At 41.4% G+C, this 21,489-nt stretch carries 8 protein-coding genes; all 8 read right to left on the reverse strand.

The features are described from left to right. Position 1: 1 nt before the first annotated feature. Positions 2–1,018: a peptidoglycan recognition protein family protein gene (locus KO513_RS06870; protein WP_215912811.1), complete on the reverse strand. Its 1,017-nt coding sequence runs from the start codon at positions 1,016–1,018 to the stop codon at positions 2–4. Positions 1,019–1,061: 43 nt separating this feature from the next. Next, complete coding sequence (locus KO513_RS06875) at positions 1,062–1,817, reverse strand: trypsin-like serine peptidase (protein ID WP_215438302.1); 756 nt, start codon at positions 1,815–1,817, stop codon at positions 1,062–1,064. A gap of 430 nt (positions 1,818–2,247) precedes the next feature. Further along, positions 2,248–4,080 (reverse strand): metallophosphoesterase family protein, encoded by a 1,833-nt coding sequence (locus KO513_RS06880; protein WP_215912812.1) that lies wholly within the window; start codon positions 4,078–4,080, stop codon positions 2,248–2,250. A 7-nt stretch (positions 4,081–4,087) separates the two neighbouring features. Further along, positions 4,088–5,158, reverse strand: coding sequence for a phosphatidylinositol-specific phospholipase C1-like protein (locus KO513_RS06885; RefSeq protein ID WP_215912813.1), 1,071 nt, complete (start codon positions 5,156–5,158; stop codon positions 4,088–4,090). A gap of 118 nt (positions 5,159–5,276) precedes the next feature. After that, positions 5,277–7,022 carry a RagB/SusD family nutrient uptake outer membrane protein gene (locus KO513_RS06890; RefSeq protein WP_215912814.1) on the reverse strand — a complete coding sequence of 582 codons (1,746 nt, stop codon included), beginning with the start codon at positions 7,020–7,022 and terminating at the stop codon, positions 5,277–5,279. 48 nt (positions 7,023–7,070) lie between these two features. After that, on the reverse strand, positions 7,071–10,148 hold the full coding sequence (locus KO513_RS06895; RefSeq protein ID WP_215912815.1) for a SusC/RagA family TonB-linked outer membrane protein: 3,078 nt from the start codon (positions 10,146–10,148) through the stop codon (positions 7,071–7,073). A 1,026-nt stretch (positions 10,149–11,174) separates the two neighbouring features. Continuing rightward, the gene (locus tag KO513_RS06900) at positions 11,175–12,098 is read right to left on the reverse strand and encodes a PorP/SprF family type IX secretion system membrane protein (RefSeq protein ID WP_215912816.1); all 924 of its coding nucleotides are present in this window, start codon (positions 12,096–12,098) and stop codon (positions 11,175–11,177) included. 9 nt (positions 12,099–12,107) lie between these two features. Beyond that, positions 12,108–21,257, reverse strand: a complete 9,150-nt coding sequence (locus KO513_RS06905) for a gliding motility-associated C-terminal domain-containing protein (RefSeq protein WP_215912817.1) — start codon at positions 21,255–21,257, stop codon at positions 12,108–12,110. Positions 21,258–21,489: the final 232 nt, after the last annotated feature.

Genomic DNA, 21,489 nt, shown 5'->3' on the forward strand with positions numbered 1-21,489 from the left:
ATTAATTGTCAATCAATTCTAAATCCTCTGCATAATTTTCCAATACGGCTTTATTCAACTCATTGGGAGCTCCCATAGTCGTAGATTCCAGCTCGGCGTAATCCAATTCAAAATTTTGGTATGCGGTATGGAGTCCGTTCAACATTTCTATAAACTCCGGTTGCGGAAAGCAATCCGTTTTATCGGTTCTCACATTGCAGTGTGTCCATATTCCCGGTTCTCCGTTTTGGGCTTCTTCGCTTAAATCAAACCAAGAACTATCGTATTTGAGGTTTTTTACGGGAATGTCAAAAATTGTAGCCAGTGTGAGTATCAATCGCTCACATTCCTTGATTTGTTTATCGGTATATTTTTGAAAATATTGGTACCCTCTCCACGGCGTGTTCAACTGACAAACCTCTGATTCTGGCACGGCTATTTTCTTGGAGTTACTCTGAAAATAAAACTGACCATCACTACTTTTTTTCAAATGCCCCAACGAGCATATTTCAATACCTATAGATTTTTGGTTGAGCAGTGTATTGTTTTTTAATTTTGTACCTAAATGATGTGCCCAGAACATTTCATTAAAAGCCCTGTAAGTTACCCCATCAAACATGTCATCACCTTCCAATGACTTTCTACCAATAACAAAAGAGGTGCCTACTCTATTTAAAGTTCCCGGTTTATTATCGTTTTCCCACCAACCAATAGTATAATCGGGTCTGTGCAGTCCTGCCGTATGGTGTAAATAGATGGTGTCCTTCTCCGTGTAATCATGCATCCACTCATCATCTTCAAGAATATAATCTGTAGTGCCCCATCCAAAATCATAGCCAGTAAGCATTAATTTCTGCCAGGTATTTTTGCCAACAATTCCATCTACATCAAGAAAATTGGCACGTTGAAACTGTACCACTTTTTCATGTGTAAGTGCATCAAAATCCGAAGAAATTTCCAGTGGATACCCTGACCGTCCCAATAGTTTTTTTAAGAATGAAACGGAGAAATCAAAACTGCCTTTACGCAATGTTTTCATTACTTTTTGTTTTTGAGGTTAGAAATATGCTATACCTACGATTTTACCAATTGGCAACCCCGTCAATAAATTCTTGATATAAATCTGAGGACTTGTTAGGGCAACCTCCATAATTGTGAATACCTACGCCAATACATCTGTTCCTCAAAAGCGGACTCCCACTTTGCCCACCGAAAGTATCCGCTTGGTATAAAAACCGGCCGTGCTCTTTTACCAAGTTGTCCGACATTTTATATTGAAAAATACCATTGTCCCGATCCGCAGGGTACCCACAGATTTCAGCAATATTGGGGTCTTCCATGGCTGGAGTAATAAAACTGTTATGGCTTACTGGTCTGTCAATCTTAATAGCTCCCATATCATATCTTGGCGAGGCACCATCTATCCATCCTTGAGTAGCCATAAGTTCCGTTGCTTCGTATCTGCCGTAGGGTTCTGAATATCCACATTTACCGGGTATAACAATAATTGATGTTTTCCACCCACCTGTGCCTTTATTGTAAACGCAATGCCCAGCAGTGTACAAACGGTCTCCTGCTACTAACCAACCAGAACCTACATAATTCAGTCCGTTTTTGGCTTTCATGTACAATTTGCAAATAGCCATATACGGCATTTGCAAGGTTGCCAAAACTTTTTGACGTTGGTCTATTCCACAGACGGATTCGTTCGATAAATCTTCGTCACGCTCTATCCATGATTGTAGGGTGATTTCTTTCTCGTTTATTTGCTGATTTTCGTCAACCAGTTTATGAAAAACAAGCTCCTTTTCTAATTCGGTGGTGATTACATCTCCCATGTTTATAAAAATTATTGATAAAAGTTGATTATGATATGCTCAGAGATGAGAACATCAAAAACATTCTATAGTTTTTACAGGGGGAACTATCCTAGATACCAATTAGAGACTAGGAACAAATGGATACTCTAACTGATATAAATATGTGTGATTTGAACTTTTTAAGAGGAAGAATATGATTTCATTTTCCCATTAGACAGGCCAATAACCACACATAATCATATATGTAATAAATTGCAAATAGTAACCTCGCTTCAAGCAAGCCACGTTACTTACATAAATTTAATAATCAAATGTTTACACGGAATTTCAAAATGTATGAATGGTATGAATTTACGTACAAATGGCGAATTTCTCTTAACGAGCTCGTGCTAATTTTAGTGATATTAGAAGGCCTTATTCAAAAAAAAATAGAATATATAATTATGAGTTAATACGGAATCAACTCTCCGGTTCTTATGTTTACACTAAAATTTTCTGAGGGCTCTCCTACCATTTGCTTTTTAAATATTGATGCGAATTGCTTTAGTAAAAGTTGCTCATCATTTTTGTTTTCTTGGGACCATTGGTCCAATAAAAACTCATACGCTTTTAAATGTGTAGCATCAATGTCTCTTTTAGCAAGTTCGTCTCCGTTCCTAAACTTGTAAAAGTCAACAATAAGGTCCATTCCTTGCCAAGATGAGAAATCTTCTATGGTCAATTCTTCTTTTTGAAGCTCGGCTTTAATTTTCTCTTCGGAATTTGAAGCGGTCAAAAGCTCCCAACCATTTCGGTTGAGCAACTGCTGAACGAGTTCTTCCGGCCAATCGCTAGGTAAGAATCGTAAGCGTACCAATTCTTGCAAGTGCGTTTTGGTATAGTCTAAATACGAAGCCGTGGAAAGGATATCCTTTTCCCATACCTCATCGGCAAAATGAGAGGCTAGAAAATCATGTTCCCTTTCATACGCATCAAAGAAGATATCGTACCCTTTTACCTCATCCAGAACCACGGTTTCAACCTTCATATGTTTTGGGTTCTTGATCGTAATAATTTTATACGCGGGTACGTAGGCCGCCAAAGACGGGCTCTGAATGTTCACCAACGTATTTCCTCTTTTTGTAGTGAACACCCCTGTATCGTTCAAATGCATATGACCGCCCACATGCACTTTTAGGCCAATATCGGCAAAGGTCTCCCCTACCAAATCCGACGGAATGCGGTGTGCTTGAAAGGCCTTTTCACCAAATAAGGCAGCGATGCCTTTGGAAGCACCATCATTAAAATCCACCATGGGGTAATGACTATATGCGATAAGGGTTTTTCCCAGTCGGTTTGCTTCTTTGACTACTTTTTCCGTCCAGCGGATAAGATGTTTTTTGTGTGTTAAAACTTCGTTGTAACCAATTCCGGCATTACTAAAACCACCATTTTCTTTTGGAAGGTATACATTGGCATCTAAAGCCAATAACCAAAGTCCGTCTACAGGCTCCACCACATAACTTACATCTGGCAGAAGCACCTCAGACGTCTCTAAACGGTAATTCCTACTCGCCAAATCAGAAGCCGTTTTAGCTTTTTCAAAAGTATACTCTTCAACCGAATATTCAGAAAACGGAGTGGACCAAAAAAGATAGTTCTCTTTTGGAAAAAAGCCATGGTTACGCAGCTCTTGCACCATATCTGCATATCCCCACTCTTGTAAATCGGCCACCACTTGGGTTGGGTTTTGATATTCCTTATTGGCCATATTGGCCATGTATTTTCCCATCTCACTCGTAAGTGGCTGGGCTTTCCCGTTCGCACCTAAAAAATCGGACTTCCCTCCTTCATCACCAAAAGGAGTGGTCGGGTCGTGATTTCCATTAATAAGAAAGAATTCTATATCATATTCGACAGCGTAGCGATCCAATATTTTTCTAAGACCTTTTATGTGTAATGGCTGACCATCATCACTAAAATCACCTGGCAAAGCAATGGTTTTAATCCCTTTGGCCACCGCATCATCCAAAGCGGCAAAAAAGGCAAAATAGTTCTCGTTAAAAAGTCGGGTAGAATACAGTTGCGCATTCATAGTTCTTAGTAACGAACTTCGGTTTTGCAAACTATCGTAAATGCCTTTAAAGTCGCTCTCGTCTAAATTCGGATAGACATCGGCAAAATGTATATCCGCCATAAAAGCGACCTTAATTTCTTTCTGTGAATTCTCCTTTTGAGATGGCTCTGTTTTACATCCGTAAAAAGCGACAACCAACAGGTAGGGCATTACTTTTCTAAACATTCTTTTTTTACTCTCGGATTCTTTCGTAACTGTCGTTTTCAAAACTAACTTTAAAATCGGACTTAAAAAACGTGCTGGGCAAGTAATAATCAGTAGTGATTATTTGTGCACCCGATGCTTTTGCTTTTTCAAACCGATTGTAATCATTATCCCTAGCTTCTTGAGTATTGGCATCTGCACGCGTGTGCACCATGTACCCCAAACTCACCAATTTTTTAATTTGCTCAAAACTCTCAATTGGGTCGTTTAGAATCCGAAAAGCAGCAGTTGGGTTTCCTTCTTCTTGATTGACGAACAAAGCAGCTCCCTTTAAATTGGGGTAACTGGACAAATAGGTTTCCATTTTTTCCCCACCTTCATCCAAGACAAATAAAAATCGATTACGTACTTTGCTCAATAACGGCCAACCTTGTTCTAAAACAGCTTCTTCTAAGGTATCAAAATCACCCCGTACCAAATCTGGGGTCACCAACCGTTCTGAGGAAAAAACCGCTAAGATTTCCGCATTCAAATTTTTTAAAGCTTCCACATCAAACGGTAATGGTTTTCTGGTGTTTGGTATTTCACCATCTTTTGTATTGATAGTTATGATAATAGGGTTGTGCCCTTCATTGGCATCGGACCAGGATTTTAGCTCCTCTAAAGCTTCCTTAAACACCAATTGATGGCTTCTAAAGTCAATTTCCTGCACATGAAAAACTTTGAGACCAGGTGTTTGTAGCTTTTTCTCCTCATCAAAAGGCTTTGGTTCGGCACCGGCAGCTTTTACGATTTCCAATCCCTTTGGGTTGGAATAATACCCACCTTCCGGATCATGAAAAACATCTAGTTCCAAACTGCGCAAACCTAATTCTAATTGTTCCGAAAGAGTAATATGCTCATACTCCAATCCGGACATAGCAGGATTCTTTTGCAACAAATACTCAAACAACGGTTTTTCAATGGCCATCTTATAGCTGTTGTGGCTACCAATGACCTGAATATCTGTCATCTTAAGGTTCCCTTTTTGTTCCGGCAATGTTTTTTTCACGAAAAATGCCGTCAATACCAATGAGATTAGAAGGTAAATAGTTTTCATATAGACTGGATTAAGGTGTGTTCTCTTTAAATTATTTTTTAAATCTTGAATTTAGTGTGAAAAAAAGCGGCAAGAAAGGTTATTTCTTGCCGCATCTCCTTTATTCTTATCAATGGGATTAATAGCCAGGATTCTGCACCAAAAAGCCCTGCTCACTTGAAGCTCCATCCATAGCTTTTTGAGGAATAGGAAACAATCTCTTGTTTACATCGGTATCGGTCTTACCTGTCCAACTATCTTCATATTTACCGAAACGTATTTGGTAATTTCTTCTGAAACCTTCCCAATACAATTCAAATCCGGTTTCACGGAACAAGATATCCAAATCAATGGCATCCAAAGGCTGTGGAATCTGCTCTGGGCGCGCAGTTCTTGATGTTCTTAAAGTATTGATATCCGCCAATGCACCTGCATTATCGCCATTTCTCAATTTTGCTTCGGCACGCATCAAATAAATCTCACCTAAACGAATCAAAACCAAGTCTACGCTACTGTTCGTACAACAGTTTGGTGCGGTATGACTGAACTGGTATTTTGAGAAACGGTAACCTGTGTTGTGCAAACTACCTTCATCAGAAAAATCAACTTCTAGATTATGATCTACATAACGAATGTCCGCACCACTACTTCTTTTGTTGATAACAGGGTAAATTCTTACCGTACCGTCATCACAAGTTAAAACATTGCCACCTTCATCTTTTCTAGGTCCCCAAATAATACCACGGATGATACCACGGTCTACTTCAAAATCTTGGGCTTCCACACAGTAATAGTGCTCAGAATCGTTAGTAGGGTTCACTCCCGTTAAATCTTGAAGTTCCTCAGGAATGATAGTATTCGTTTGTGAGAAACGGGCATCGGCATCCGCTGGATCAACATCGCCGTAGGCATCTACCCATGTTTGATAAAAATCACTAGTAGCCGCTACCGCATCTGTACCACGTGTACTTGGGAATTCAGGTCTCGGAATCTGATCCCCGGACATTGACCAGTAGGCCCAACGGCTATGCTCCGTTTGTAAAACCCCTCTTTGATCCAGCGCAAAAATAAGCTCAGGATTGGTGTTGTTATCGTCATTGAACAATTCAAAATATTCAGCGGATAACGCATAAGGTCCGGAAATGATATCGCTCGTATACTCAATAACCTTATCCATATCCTCAGTAGTAAAATTTGGTGTTCCATAGGGATCACGATATACGGCTGCATTCAAATACAAACGGGCCAATAAAGCACTAACCGCATCTTTATTTAAACGACCCGGGCCTTTTTCCGTACTAATGACATCAACAACGGATAAAAGTTCACCTTCTATATAATCTATAGCATCTTGCCCTCTTAAAATTTCAGAGATTTCCTCTGAACTGGTTTTCTTAAAAACAAGACCCCAATTATCCAAAGTAAGCATATTTAAATACGCTTTCATGGCAATCATTTCGTACAATGCCGCTTGTGCTTCGGCATCACCAGCTTCCGCTTCTGGACGCAACCTTTCTTCTGCTAAAACCGCTCTGGAAATGGTCAAAGTAATATTTGTCCAAGCATCGGATACCAAGCCGTTACCGGGCGTCATAAGGTGTTGGTGAACCGCAATAAATTTACCACCGTCAAACCAATCCGTTCCACCACGATACGGAAGTATACCTTCATCCGAAGCTACTTCCTGCAGTCCAAAATTAACGGTGTGCAACCATACATTTCTAAGCATACCATATACTGGAGCAATAGACCCACTAACGACTTCGGCCTCACCGGTTCCGGTCAACGACTCGTCAAGAATCTCTTCTTCCAAATCCGTACAGCCCAGAAATGGGAGCATCATTATAGCTATCGCCCATATTCTATAAACTATTCTATTCTTCATTTTATTTTGTTTTTCTAAGTGGTATAAAAGTTATCTATTGTATTCCTTTTAGAACGTTACGTTAAGACCTACCATGAACGTTCTTGCCCTTGGATATGTAAAACGATCAATTCCGAAAGTTTGAATTCCGCCATCTGTTGTACCTGTATTTACTTCTGGATCAAACCCTGAATAATTTGTGATTACAAAAAGATTTTGACCGGTAACCGAAAAACGGATATTCTGTACGGCATCTCCAAATCCGATTTTATCCGGATTAAGATTGTAGCCCAAAGTGGCATTGTTCAACCTTAAGAAGGAACCATCCTCCAAGTAACGTGTAGATACAGTATTAGAGTTATTAGGAGACTCACTTGGAAACTCCGTAGCAAAATCAGTACTGTTATTGGATCTAGACAATTGTGCCTTGCTAAAAAGGGTCATAGTGGTATGATTGTAAATCTCGTTACCGGAAACCCCGTTAAAATTCAAACCAAGGTCTAGCTCTTTGTACTTAAAGTTCATGTAAAAAGCATAGATTAAATCAGGAATAGCACTACCTACAACACTACGGTCATCATCTAAAACTTCTCCATCTCCATTGATATCTTTAAACTTGTTTAGACCATCTTCCCCAATGCCATCAAAAGTCAGCATGTAGAAAGCACCAATAGACTCATTATTGATGTAGCCGTTAATGGTAGCATCCGTTTGACCCGAACCTTGGGCGGCGCCTGTTGTCAATACCGAATATGGCGAATCTTTTACCTCATTTTGAATGTAGGTAATGTTACCTCCAATGTTATACGAGAAATCTCGTGTAGCATCACTATTGTAATCCAAGCCAAATTCTATACCTGAGTTGTGGATTTCCATATCCTTAATATTGCTCCAATAGGTAGATGTAGGTTCTACCGGGTCTGCAGGAACAACTTCCAACAAAATATTGGTAGACTTTTTATTGAAGTAATCCAAGGTACCGGTCAATCTGTAATTGAAAAGTGCAAAATCTATACCCAAATCTATTTGAGTAGAAACCTCCCATTGTAAATCTGGATTAGCCAAACGTGTAAATACAATTCCGTATGGATACCCATCTATAGAAGTGGCATCGGTATCAATTGGATAAGTGCTTAAACTCTCGCCACCTGTTACCAATCTATCTTCTGCAAAACTAGCTTTTGTGATTTTTGAAGGAATTTCTTGGTTACCCGTTTTACCCCAGCTGGCACGAATTTTTAAATTATCGAACATTGAGTTAGCCATAAAAGCTTCATTGCTAATATTCCAACCCAGAGCAAATGATGGAAAATATCCGTACTTGTTGTTCTCTCCAAATTTTGAAGAACCATCCGCACGAAAGGTAGCCGTAGCTAAATACCTATCATCATAGGTGTAGTTCAACCTTCCAAAATATGACTGCAATTCATTTTTTTCAGCTGCAGAACTTACTGAGGTAGGGTATTCATCCGTACTTGTCTGATCTTGGTATTTAGGTTCTATATTGTTATTCGCAAAACCTCTATATGAAAATGTTCTAGTCTCATCTTCGAACTTCTGATATGAATGGCCCGCTAAAACAATTAGGTTGTGCACATCATTTTCCCAAGTGTAAGTAAGTGTATTTTCAACCAGTTGATTGGTATTGGTACTGATTTCACTTTCCAGCGACCCGTCCGAAACATTAGACTCGTTCACAACAGATGGAAATGGCCTATATTGTCTATCTCTGTTAGTAGCGGAGTAATCAACACCAAGGTTTAGTTTGTACACAAAGCCATCTACTAGAGTTACAGATGGAGAAATACTTGCCAAAATACGGTTGTTCACAGAAGTATCGCTATAAAGTTCATAACGCGCAACTGGATTCAAAGCGTTGGTGTTCAACAAGGTTGGTTCACCGTTGGTGTATGGGGCAATTGTTGGGTTTAAGCTCAACATATCGCTAATGGTAGAATTGATGTCCGGCCTCAAATTTTCGGTGTGGGATGTCGTAATATTATAATCAACGTTTAACCGACCATCAAACGCTTTTTGGTTCATGTTCAGTTTTCCCGAGTATCTTTTTAAATCACTGTTTTTCAAAATACCTTCTTGATCTTGATACCCTGCGGATGCGAAATATGAAAACTTCTCACTTGTAGCTCCGCTCATTGAAAAGTTCACGTTTTGCGAAAGTCCGGTTTGGGTCAATTCATCTTGCCAATCGGTGTTCGCTCCAAAATCTTCAAGCGTTCCGCCAGCGGCAACCACCTCTCTCCTAAAATCATCGGCACCAAAAACATCTATCGTCTTTGCCATAGAAGACATTGCCGAAGACACAGAAAAGTTCATTTCGGTTTTCCCTGATTTTCCTCTTTTGGTCGTAATAACCACAACCCCGTTTGAAGCTCTAGAACCATAGACCGCAGTGGCACTGGCATCCTTTAAAACATCGATACTTTCAATATCATTGGGATTCAAAAAATTCAATGGGTTGGTGGCAACACCTGTAGAGGAATTATCCAATAAAAACCCATCTACAACATACAATGGCTGCGTACCTGATCGTAAACTCCCAATACCTCTAATAATGACATTTTGAGATGCTCCAGGCTCACCACTTGTGGCAGCAATATTTACCCCAGCCATTTTACCTTGTAAAAGTTCGCCAGGATTGGCAACCACACCTTGGTTAAAATCTTCACTTTTTACAGAAGCGATAGCACCTGTGATATCAGAACGCTTTTGCGTACCGTAACCTACCACCACCACATCTTCTAATTGTGTAGCATCTGGATCAAGTTGTACGTTTAAATTGGATTGGCCGTTTACGGATACTTCTCTAGTTGAGTACCCTAAATAAGAAACAACAAGCACAGCATTTTGAGAAGCGTTGATAGTATAGTTACCATCAAAATCTGTGGTAGTTCCGTTGGTGGTTCCTTTTTCAAGTACGGTCGCACCCGGTAACGGCGTGCCAGTTTCATCTGTAATAACACCGGAAATAGCTTGTTGTAGAGGCTCTAAGCTACTGTTAGTTGACACTACCGTAGTTTCTTTACTATTAATAGCTAACGAATCGGATGGACTGGTACTGAACCCCGCCCACGTTACGAACCATACCGAAACACAGACGATTTTTGAAAATCGAATTTTTGAATACATAAATTAAAGTGTTGAATTATTTAGATTGCTCTACATTTCAGAGCCTAGTTTAATAGGTTCTTTCTTGGCGCAAAACTATTTTATTTGAAGACTGGCATTGTTAAGACACCTTTAGGAATATATTAACTACCCTCTAACGTTTTGGCCTAATGTTAGCAGATTGTTACCTTTTTTGTAAGGCATCAAAAAGCAAACAAACAGCATAGTCTTTAATCAACTTATTACGAGGAAATATCTTACAAACACTAAATGGCTGTTTTTTTTGAAGCTTAAGGCGGTTGAAATTTTTCTATGGATTGAGTAGTTCAAGACGAGGCCTTCATATTTCTTTTATAAATTGTGGTCCTAGCTAAATACAGAATATTAACATAGGTATCACCTCCCCCCAAAACCAACAGAGCAACGTTAGAAAAATCAGTGAGAATAAAAGTTTGGTAACAAAAGAAGGGACAAACAAGGTCCTGCGCCCAAAAGGTTTAACTAAAATGTGATAAACGAGGGTAATTTTCGTAAATAGAAGAAATATGGCGCATTAAAGTGTCTCAGAGCTAGAAAAAATGAAGAAGCTGAAAAAATGACAATTCACCGTTGAAAAAAATCTTGCCTCTTACTTGAGCTTGAACCGATAGATTTTGCAAGGCATGCAAAAAAAACATCTGATACGGTCGCTAAAACTTCAGATGCTTAATAAGGTTATGAAAAGACATTTAAAATGGTATCTCGTGATTCAATACCCGGGTAATGAAAAAGACGGTCAAAGAAATGACCAAACAAACTATTCCTGCTAAAACATCCTCATTCTCTACCTGACGTATAAGTTTATTATACAGACCTTTCATACCACATAATTTTCTACAAAATTCCGTTTAAATGGCGATTAACAGACAGAAAATCGATAAACGGAGCGTCTAACGGGTTAAGGTTTATACCCTATTTACATCATCTAAAATTATGTGCTTTGTATCGACTTTATTGTTTTTAAAAGTTAGAACCACAAAACAAGGTAGCTAACATCTACATATAGCCTTAGAAGAAACGAGGTGACTTTAATCGGTTCAATCGAGAAATCCATTGGTAACGCAGGAATATCTCGTGTGTACCCGTATTGTAATTCCCCAGACCACTAGTGGTGTAATCGTACGCGTAACCAATGTTGAACTGTGGAGAAATCTGTAAACCGAAAACACCGGCCAGAGAGTCGTCCCATCTATAGTTGACCCCTAAAGTAAATTTTTCGTTGAACATAAAATTCGCAGATACATCTACCGAAACTGGCGCTCCTATTACCTGCTTTATAAAGAAGGAAGGTTTGAATTTTATTTGATCGTTCAAATCCATCACATAGCCTCCAATGAAGTTAAAATGAACCTCTTCATCAGTGGTCTGCTCAATTTCATTATCATAATGCTCCGAAGGAAATAGATTCGGTACCGAAAAACCAAAATAGGCCTTTTCGCTATAATAGAATGCACCGACACCAATAGACGGAAACAATTTACCTTTTATATTTTCATTAAATTGAACATCATCTGCATCTCTTCGTATACCACGGGAAAAGTCTAAATTAAATACCCGAACTCCCGCTTTCAGTCCTAATCCGAGTCGGTCACCCCTTTGGTTGATTACCAATTGGTGGGCATAGTTACCATCTACATACGTTTCCGTAGCCGGCCCCAATTCATCTTGAATCAAAGAAAGGCCCAATCCGTCAAACTTTCCCACAGGGGTATCCATACCAAAGGTTATGGTTTTAGGCGCACCTTCAATACCTGCCCATTGCGTTCTGTACAAAGTCAACAAGGTCAAATGCCCCCTTGAACCTGCATAGCCCGCATTTACACTCAGCGGATTGTATTGGTATTGCGTATACTGCGGATCTTGCTGACCCCAAACGCAACCCGTAACGAACCACAGGCAAATGCATATTTTAAATAAATGATTTACTTTCATTTTGTCTTTTTATCTACTGATATATAACCAACCTGATTTTGTTGATGTTGTGCCGTCACCCAGTTCTAAGGTGTAATAATACGTTCCTACAGGAAGCTGATCCGAATCTCCTAATTTTGCTCTGTCCAATGACCTTCCGTCCCAGGTATTGTCATAACCTATTGTGGTGAAGACCATGGTTCCCCATCGGTTATAGACCGTTAGCACGTTATCCGGATATTCTTCTATGCATTCGATAAAGAAAATATCGTTGGCACCATCACCGTTAGGCGAAAATTCATTGTACACCGTTAAACAGCTGGATTGAGTCACATCCGGCGTAGCCTCTGCCCTATCGTTATCCATGTTTAAATCGATTTGATCTACGTAAATCAATTCGGCCACATTGGTATAATCATCAACATCCGTAACCGTTACCGTCATTTCTAAATTCGCTTCGGTATCCACAGGCAAGGAAGGAATTTCCCAAGTGGACGTGGTTTCATTATACGCACCGTAATCCGCCGTATGGCTCACTAAAACATATCCAGAAGGCAAGACATCTTCAATACCAATGTTCGTAGCTTCGTATGCATCATTATTGCCTACAATCACTCTAAACACTACCGTATCACCAAAGAATGTCTGTGACTTGTCTACCATTTTACTGATTTCCAAATCTACACTAGGTGCATTTATGATGTGTAAAACCTCATCGTCTTCGCTTTGGTCGCCATCATCATTATTCGGACTAGAATCAGGATCAAACTGGTCCATTGCCGTAATCTGAGCAGTATTGTCATATTCACCAATTGCATTTGTTGGTGCATTCAAGGTTACTTCATAACTCACGGTTTGGCTTCCGACACCTACTGTGGTCATAGACCAAGTGATGGTATTTCCGGAAACAACGCCACCATTATTTACCGTACCCAAGGTATAACCGATTGGCAGCACATCTTCTACCGATACGTTGGTTGCGATACCCGGACCGTCATTGGTAACCGTCACTTCAAAAGTTACCGTATCACCTGCATTTGGTGTTGGATTGGATGCCGCGCTCAAATTTTTGGATAGACTTAAGTCCGCTGGAATCAATACAATTTCAGCATTGTCCTCGTCATCTTCGCTTTGATCGCCATCGTCATTATTCGGACTAGAATCCGGGTCCAATTGGTCAACTGCCGTAACTTGAACCGTGTTGAAATACTCACCATCAGTATTTGTAGGCACGTTGATAGTTACCTCAAAAGTTATTGTTTGGCTCGTACCGCCAGGTACCGTAAGTCCGTTCCAGCTGATAGTATTTCCGGTTTGGATTCCGCCATCGTTAATAGTCGTTACCGTAAATCCGGTAGGCACATAATTTTCAAGTGCAATACCCGTGGCATCATCCGTACTGTTATTAATAATCTCAATGGAGAACGTTAATGTATCACCTGGGTTACCCGAATCCGGGTTCACCGTATTTACGATTTCCAAATCCGAAGACTGCAGTCGCATAGAAACGGCATCCTCATCATCTTCACTCTGATCACCATCCTCATTATTAGGCACAGAATCTGGATCATACTGATCAACGGTGGTTACCTGAACCGTGTTTAAATATTCATCTGCTACGTTCGTAGGATCATTTACGGTCGCATCATAAGTCAATGTAGTCGTCGTACCATTCGGAATGGTCAACCCTGACCAAGTGATGGTATTTCCGCTTTGTGTACCCGCATCGTTTACCGTAGTAACTGTAAACCCGTCAGGAACGATATTTTCTAGGGATACGTTTGTAGCATCATCCGGACCGTTATTTTGAACGGTTACCGTCAACACCACTATATCACCAGGATTTCCGCTAGGCTGAGAAATGGTATTCGTTACTTCTAGATCCGCCACTTGTGGAATTACCTCAGCAGAAGCTTCATCATCTTCACTTTGGTCGCCATCATCGTTATTCGGAGTAGAGTCAGAATCAAAGTTCGTCGCCGAAGTTACTTGCGCAATATTCAAAAATTCGTTAGGTGTAGCCGTTGGAGCATTTACCGTTGCAGAAATATCGATTGCAACTGAATTCCCATTGGTCAATGCAGGCAAAGTCCAATCTCCCGAAACCGCATTATAGGTTCCATTACCAGCGCCACTAGTATCACCTGTGATGGTATATCCCGTAGGAAGTAGATCATTTATAACTGTTCCTCCAATATCATCACTAGGACCGTCGTTATAGGCCGTTAAAGTAAAGGTTACCGTATCGCCCACATTAGGCGCTGCATCATCTACAATTTTTTCAATTCGAATATCAGAAGTTGCATTCACAGTAATCGTAACGCTATCTGTATTTTCACAAGTATTACCATCCGTACCGATTACGGTATATGTTGTTGTTACTAGCGGATAGACCGTATCTCCATCAGTTACGCCATTATCCCACACATATGAAGTAGCTCCAGAGCCTGTTAGAGTTACCGGTTCTCCTGCATTTATGGTTGTGGTAGTGGCATTCGCAACCACATTTGGCAACGGATAGATCGTTAAAGTAACCGCTGTTCTATTGAAACTTGTACAAGACGAAGTATCATCACTGCTTTCTGCATAATAGGTTACGTTACCCACGGTATCAAGAATTGGGTTGGCAACTACATTTCCACCAGTTGCGGCATCATACCAAACTATACTTGCTCCCGCAGGCGCCGTTGCCGCAGCGGTCAACGTTTGTGTTGGGTTGGCATCACATTCTACCTGATCACCACCGCTAATCGGGTCGGCCGGAGTTGCATCTATCGTAAGTGTAACAGCCGTTCTGGTGCTACTGATACAGTTCGTCACATTCTCTACACTTTCCGCATAGAAAATAGCTGTTCCCACAGTAGATAAAGATGGGTCGGCAACCACACTACCGCCTGTTGGCGCATCATACCAAACTATGGTTGCATCTGCAGGTGGCGTAGCCGTAGCAGTCAACGTTTGAATAGGGTTTTGCTCACATTCCGTTTGGTCACCTCCACTTGTTGGCGCATCTACAACCGGACAACTACAATCCGGAGCCGTAATAGCCAAAGTCTGTGTACAGGCATTTGGTGCCGTAACCGTTAACGTAATATTGTTTCCGGCAGGAACTCCTGAAATCGTCCAGTTATTTCCACCATTATCTACTACTGTACCCTCTGTAGAAGTTACCGTTCCTTCGCTCACATCAACAGAAACCGAATAGGTCAATAAGTCCGGCGCACAAGCCGCCGCCGTTGCAATAGAAATATCTGGTGTATCTTGAATCGTTAAGTTTACCGGAGTTCTGGTAAAACTGGTACAAGAAGTTGAATTGTTTTCACTCTCCGCAAAGTACGTAACAGAACCAACCGTATTTAATGTTGGGCTGGCCACAACGTTTCCGCCAGTCGCCGCATCATACCAAACTACGTTTGAACCTGCTGGTGCAGTTGCCGTAGCTGTCAATGTTTGAATTGGGCTTGCCTCACATTCAGTTTGGTCTCCTCCGCTAACGGGTACACTTGGTGCAGCCTCAATAGTTAGGGAAACCGCAGTTCTCGCTAAACTCGTACATGAAGTCGTACTATTTTCGCTTTGTGCATAGTACGTTGAAGTTCCTACAGTGTTACGGGTTGGGCTAGCAACGATATTTCCACCTGAAGGGGCATCGTACCAAACTACCGTTGAACCTGATGGCGCAGTTGCCGTAGCGGTCAAAGTTTGAATTGGGTTTTGCTCACATTCCGTTTGGTCACCTCCGCTTGTTGGTGCAGTTGGTGCCGCATCAATAGTTAAAACAATTGCCGTTCTTGTGCTACTCACACAGTTGGTCACGTTATCACGACTCTCCGCATAATACGTTACCGACCCTGTTGTATTTAAAGAAGGGTCCGCTATTACACTGCCACCAGTTGGCGCATCATACCAAACTACAGTAGCATCTGCAGGTGGTGTTGCGGTAGCAGTCAACGTTTGAATAGGATTTTGCTCACATTCCGTTTGGTCACCTCCACTTGTTGGAGCTGCCACCACTGGACAGCTACAGTCCGGAGCCGTAATATCTAAAGTTCGTGTACATGCATTTGGTGCCGTAACCGTCAACGTAATATCAGTTCCGGAAGTGATACCCGAAATGGTCCAGTTATTCCCTCCGTTATCTACTACCGTACCTTCGGTAGAAGTCACTGTGCCCTCGCTCACATCAACAGAAACCGAATAGGTCAATAAATCGGCAGCACAGGTTGCCGCAGTTGAAACCGAAATATCCGGTGTATCTTGAATGGTCAAACTCACTGGTGTTCTGGTGAAACTTGCACAAGAACTTGAGTTGTTGCTACTTTCCGCAAAATAGGTTACCGTACCAACCGCATTTAAAGTTGGACTAGCAACTACGTTTCCACCAGTTGCAGCGTCATACCAAACCACACTTGAACCTGCAGGTGCAGATGCCGTAGCGGTCAAAGTTTGAATAGGTGTAGCCTCACATTCCGTTTGGTCACCCCCACTTGTTGGTGCATTTGGTGTTTCATTTATTGTCAAAACCACAGCGGTACGTGTAGCACTCACACAATTGGTTATGTTTTGTACGCTTTCCGCATAATAGGTTATTGAACCTACTGTATTTCTTGTTGGGCTTCCTACCACGTTTCCACCCGTTGGCGCATCGTACCAAACTACAGTTGCATTAGCAGGTGGTGTTGCGGTAGCCGTTAATGTTTGAATCGGATTTTGCTCACATTCCGTTTGGTCTCCTCCACTTGTTGGGGCATCTACTATCGGGCAGCTACAATTTGGAGCTGTAATGGTTATAGATTCCGAACAAGAATTTGCCGCTGTTGTGGTTACCGTGATATTGTTTCCAGCAGGGATATTGGAGATTGTCCAATTGTTACCGCCATTATCCGTTACCGTTCCTTCTGTGGCTGTTACGGTTCCGTTACTCACATCTACCGATACCGAATAAGTTGAAAGGTCAGCGGAACAAGTAGCACCTCCAGTGCTTTCTGTAATGGTAGGCGTATCTTGAATAGTAAGTACCACAGCTGTTCTGTTGTCACTTACACATGATGTTGTGTTATTTTCACTCTCCGCATAATACGTTACTGTTCCTACGGAATTTAGAGTTGGACTAGCAACTACAGTTCCACCCGTAGCAGCAGTATACCAAACTACACTAGACCCAGCTGGTGCCGTGGCTGTTGCCGTTAAAGTTTGAATAGGTGTTGCTTCACATTCCGTTTGGTTGCCTCCACTTGTTGGTGCAACCGGATTCGGTTCAATTGTTAAGCTGACCGCTGTTCGCGCATGGCTAACACAATTGGTGCTATTATTTTCATTTTCCGCATAATACGTTACCGTACCCACAGCATTTAAAGTTGGGCTTGCAACTATGTTTCCACCAGTTGCAGCATCGTACCAAGTAATAGAAGTTCCTGGTGCACTTGAAGCAGTTGCAGTAAGTGTTTGAGTTGGTGTTACCTCACATTCCGTTTGATCACCTCCACTTGTTGGTGCCGCAGGAGCCGCTTGAATCGTTAGGTTTACAGCCGTTCTTGTTGTACTTGTACATCCATTTACATCATCAACACTTTCAGCATAATAGGTAGTTGAACCAACCGTACTCCATGTGGGGCTTGCTACTACGTTTCCGTTAGAAGCAGCATCATACCACACTACACTTGCACCTGTAGGAGCTGTTGCCGTAGCCGTTAATGTCTGAATTGGATTTTGTTCACATTCCGTTTGGTCTCCCCCACTTGTTGGAGCATTTACTGTTGGGCAAGCACAATTAGGTGCATTGATGTTGATAACATCCGTACACGAATTTGCATCCGTTACGGTCACTGTTATATTATTTCCGGAAGGTATTGCTGAAATCGTCCAGTTATTTCCTCCGTTATCGGTTACCGTTCCTTCACTTGAAGTTACCGTACCTCTATCCACATCTACAGAAACCGAATACGTAGATAGGTCTGCAGAACAGGTTTGCGAACTAGGCGTAACCGAAATGGTTGGATTGGGATGCATTGTTAACGTTACCGCTGTTCTTGTTTCGCTCACACAACCACTACTTGTAGTTCTACTTTCCGCGTAATAAGTTACAGTTCCAACAGCATTTAAAGTTGGGCTTACCGCACTACCACCTGTAGCGGCTGTATACCACATGACCGTGGCACCTGCGGGTGCAGTTGCTGTAGCTGTCATGGTTTGCGTAGGATTCGCTTCACATTCTACCTGGTCACCACCACTTGTTGGAGCAGCCGGAATAGCATCAATTGTCAACGTTACCGCTGTTCTTGAAAGTGAAATACAATTTGTAGTATTGTTTTGACTTTCGGCATAATAGGTAACCGAACCGACCGAACTCCATTCTGGACTAGCCACAACATTACCCGCCGTAGGAGCATCATACCAAGTCAATGTAAAACCTGAAGGTACCGTTGCCGTTGCGGTTAAAGTTTGAATAGGATTTTGCTCACATTCCGTTTGGTCACCTCCACTTGTTGGTGGAGCTGGCGCAGGTTGAATAGTAAGAGAAACAGCTGTTCGTGTTAAACTAGGGCAACCTGTACTATTATCTTGACTTTCAGCATAAAAAATTTCAGTCCCGACAGAACTCCAATCCGGATTGGCGACTACGTTACCACCGGAAGCCGCATCGTACCACACTAAAGTTGAACCAGCCGGTGCAGTTGCAGTAGCCGTTAACGTTTGAATCGGGTTTTCTTCACATTCCGTTTGGTCACCACCACTTGTTGGTGCTACGGGTGCAGGTTGAATAGTTAAGGTTACTGCAGTTCTACCCACACTTGGGCATCCGTTTACAGTATCATTACTTTCCGCATAATAGGTTATCGTTCCAACTGTATTTAAAGTCGGGCTTGCCACAACATTTCCGCCAGTAGCCGCATCGTACCATATGATGCTTGCCCCTGATGGAGGTATTGCCGTAGCGGTCAAAGTTTGTATCGGGTCTTCTTCACATTCCGTTTGGTCGCCTCCACTTGTCGGAACTGGCGGAGCTGTATTTACCGTTGAAACCGCCTCGTCTGAAGTAGCATCCGAACAGCTTGCTGCTGGACTTGTGGCTATTGCACGATATCTATTACCGCTCATGGCGAGGGTTACATTCGTTACAGTAAGTGTGTTTGTAGTTACTCCACTATGTGGTGCTGTATTGGTTAAATCATTCCAATTAGTGCCATCAAAAAGCTGCCATTGAATAACACCTGACCCAGAAGCCGCTACGTTAAAAGTAACTGTACCGCCTTCACAAACAGCTTCATTTGTAGGCTGCGTGGTTATGGTAGGTGCATCATACACATTGACATTTAATCTTGTTCTTCCTCCTTCACAAGTAGCACTTCCGTTTACACTTGATTGCGTTACCCAAAAAGATTGTTGCCCTGCTGTTGACGTATCAGGAGTAGTCGTTCCCGGAATTTCATTTCCACCCGTTGCCGCATCGTACCATCTTAAATTCGTTCCGGTTGCATGCGAATCTAATTGTGCGGAAGCATCACCGATACAATAATCAACTGGTGAATTCACAGTGGGTGCCGTTGGTATAGCGTAAACTATCACGTCTATTTGCGTTCGTTCACTTTCACATGTGGTAGAATCATCTATTTGACTTACATAATAAGAAGTAGTTCCTGCAACGGCCGTATTAGGTGTTGGCGCTGTTGCACTAGCCGTTCCTCCTGTTGCTACGGTGTACCACTGTAAAGTATGATTTGAAAGTGCTGTTGCCACCAATGGTGTAGCCGTTTCTCCAACACAATATTCTATGGGGCTATCAGCTGCTGGTGGAGCGGGTCTTGGTATTTGGTAAAGATCTATTGATAAGAAATTTTCACTGGTACACCCATTAGAGTTTTGGGAATACACCGTATAGTTTCTAAAAAAATCAGCAGAAGCTGGTGCTGTGTAGGTCGTAACACCACTCGCTACCAAATTTCCGTTCCCGTCATACCAATTAGCTGTTTCACCACCCGCAACATCTACAGTTACGGACATCTCAGGAGGGGTATCTCCTTCGCAATATATGTATTCCGTTGAACCTGATGGTGGGTCTACATCATTCTCTACAGTGATATTAAAAGACCTTTCTGAAAAATTACCAGAAGCATCTCTTACAGTATATCTAATAGTAGTAGTACCAATATCAAATTGATCACCGCTATTAAGTCCGGTTCCATCCGTTCTGAAAATTACATAATCTGCTAATTCACAACTCGTATCATTAATATTCGTAACAACGGTTCCTGGAATCAACAAATCATCTAAATAAGCTTCCATACTAGAGTTGAACAATGAGGAAGATGAATATCTAATCCTTATTTGATAATTTCCAATTAAGTTAAAAGGAATAATTTCTTGTTGAACCCCTGTTGTCGTGTAAGTCTTACTAAAAAAATTAGTAGTAACCGTATTTCCATCCTCATCCAATATATCCAAATGAATAGAAGGAGAGTTCGTGACTGCAGATATACTATGAGAAAAAGTAATTTCTCCAAAGCCATTGAAGTAAAAAACCGGCGTTGTCATTGAACTTGCAAAAAAGGCATTACTAGATATTCCAGTGGAAACTAGATTACGGGAACCATTTATTTGGCCGCCATTAGTAATGGATGAACGCACAAACGTATAACATTGGTTAATAGCCGCTTCAAAATCCTGAAGTACGGGAGCTTCTCCTTCTCCAGGAGGACAGTTATCCGAAGCCGTTGGTTCTACCCAAGTATGTGGGGCAGTACATGTGTTAGGGTCTGCGGTTAAAGTTACATCAGTAGGGAAAGTATCAAAAACGGGATCTTGGTTATCATCTACCATTACATTAAAAGAACAAGTAGAAACATTCCCTCCCGCATCTTCGGCCCTATAAATAACAGCAGTAGTTCCCGGCAGAAAAGAATCTCCCGGACTATAATTGCTGGTAACGCTCACTGCATCTGCAGAAGCTGTGGGGGGTGTCCATGTTACTACAGCGCTACACTCATCGGTTGTATAGGTTACTACAACATCAGAAGGCGGACAATTAGAAAACGTTGGAGGTGCATCGACTGAAACTTCATTAGGAAAAAAAGCTTCGGTATCGGGAACGGGAATTTTCTCTACAAATTCAATATTCGTAGAAAAACTTGATAAGCTTGCCAGAAGCAAGATAGCAAAGAACACTTTTGGTAGGTTTCGCATAATTTATGTAAAACTTCAAGACATGCCCTAGATTTTATTCAATCTTGAGCATATGTAGTTATACATAACGCAAATTCCGCATCCTAATATTTGTAAATGCCAAAATTGTTGTGAATAATTAACAATTTGTTGTGTGCATGACTTTTAACAAGGTTATATTATTTAATAAAATGATAAAAACTTAAAAAACAGTGATTTAAAAAGTAGGTATTCAGCCACAAATATACCCTAG

This window comes from Zobellia sp. B3R18, assembly GCF_018860715.1.
Taxonomy (GTDB): domain Bacteria; phylum Bacteroidota; class Bacteroidia; order Flavobacteriales; family Flavobacteriaceae; genus Zobellia; species Zobellia russellii.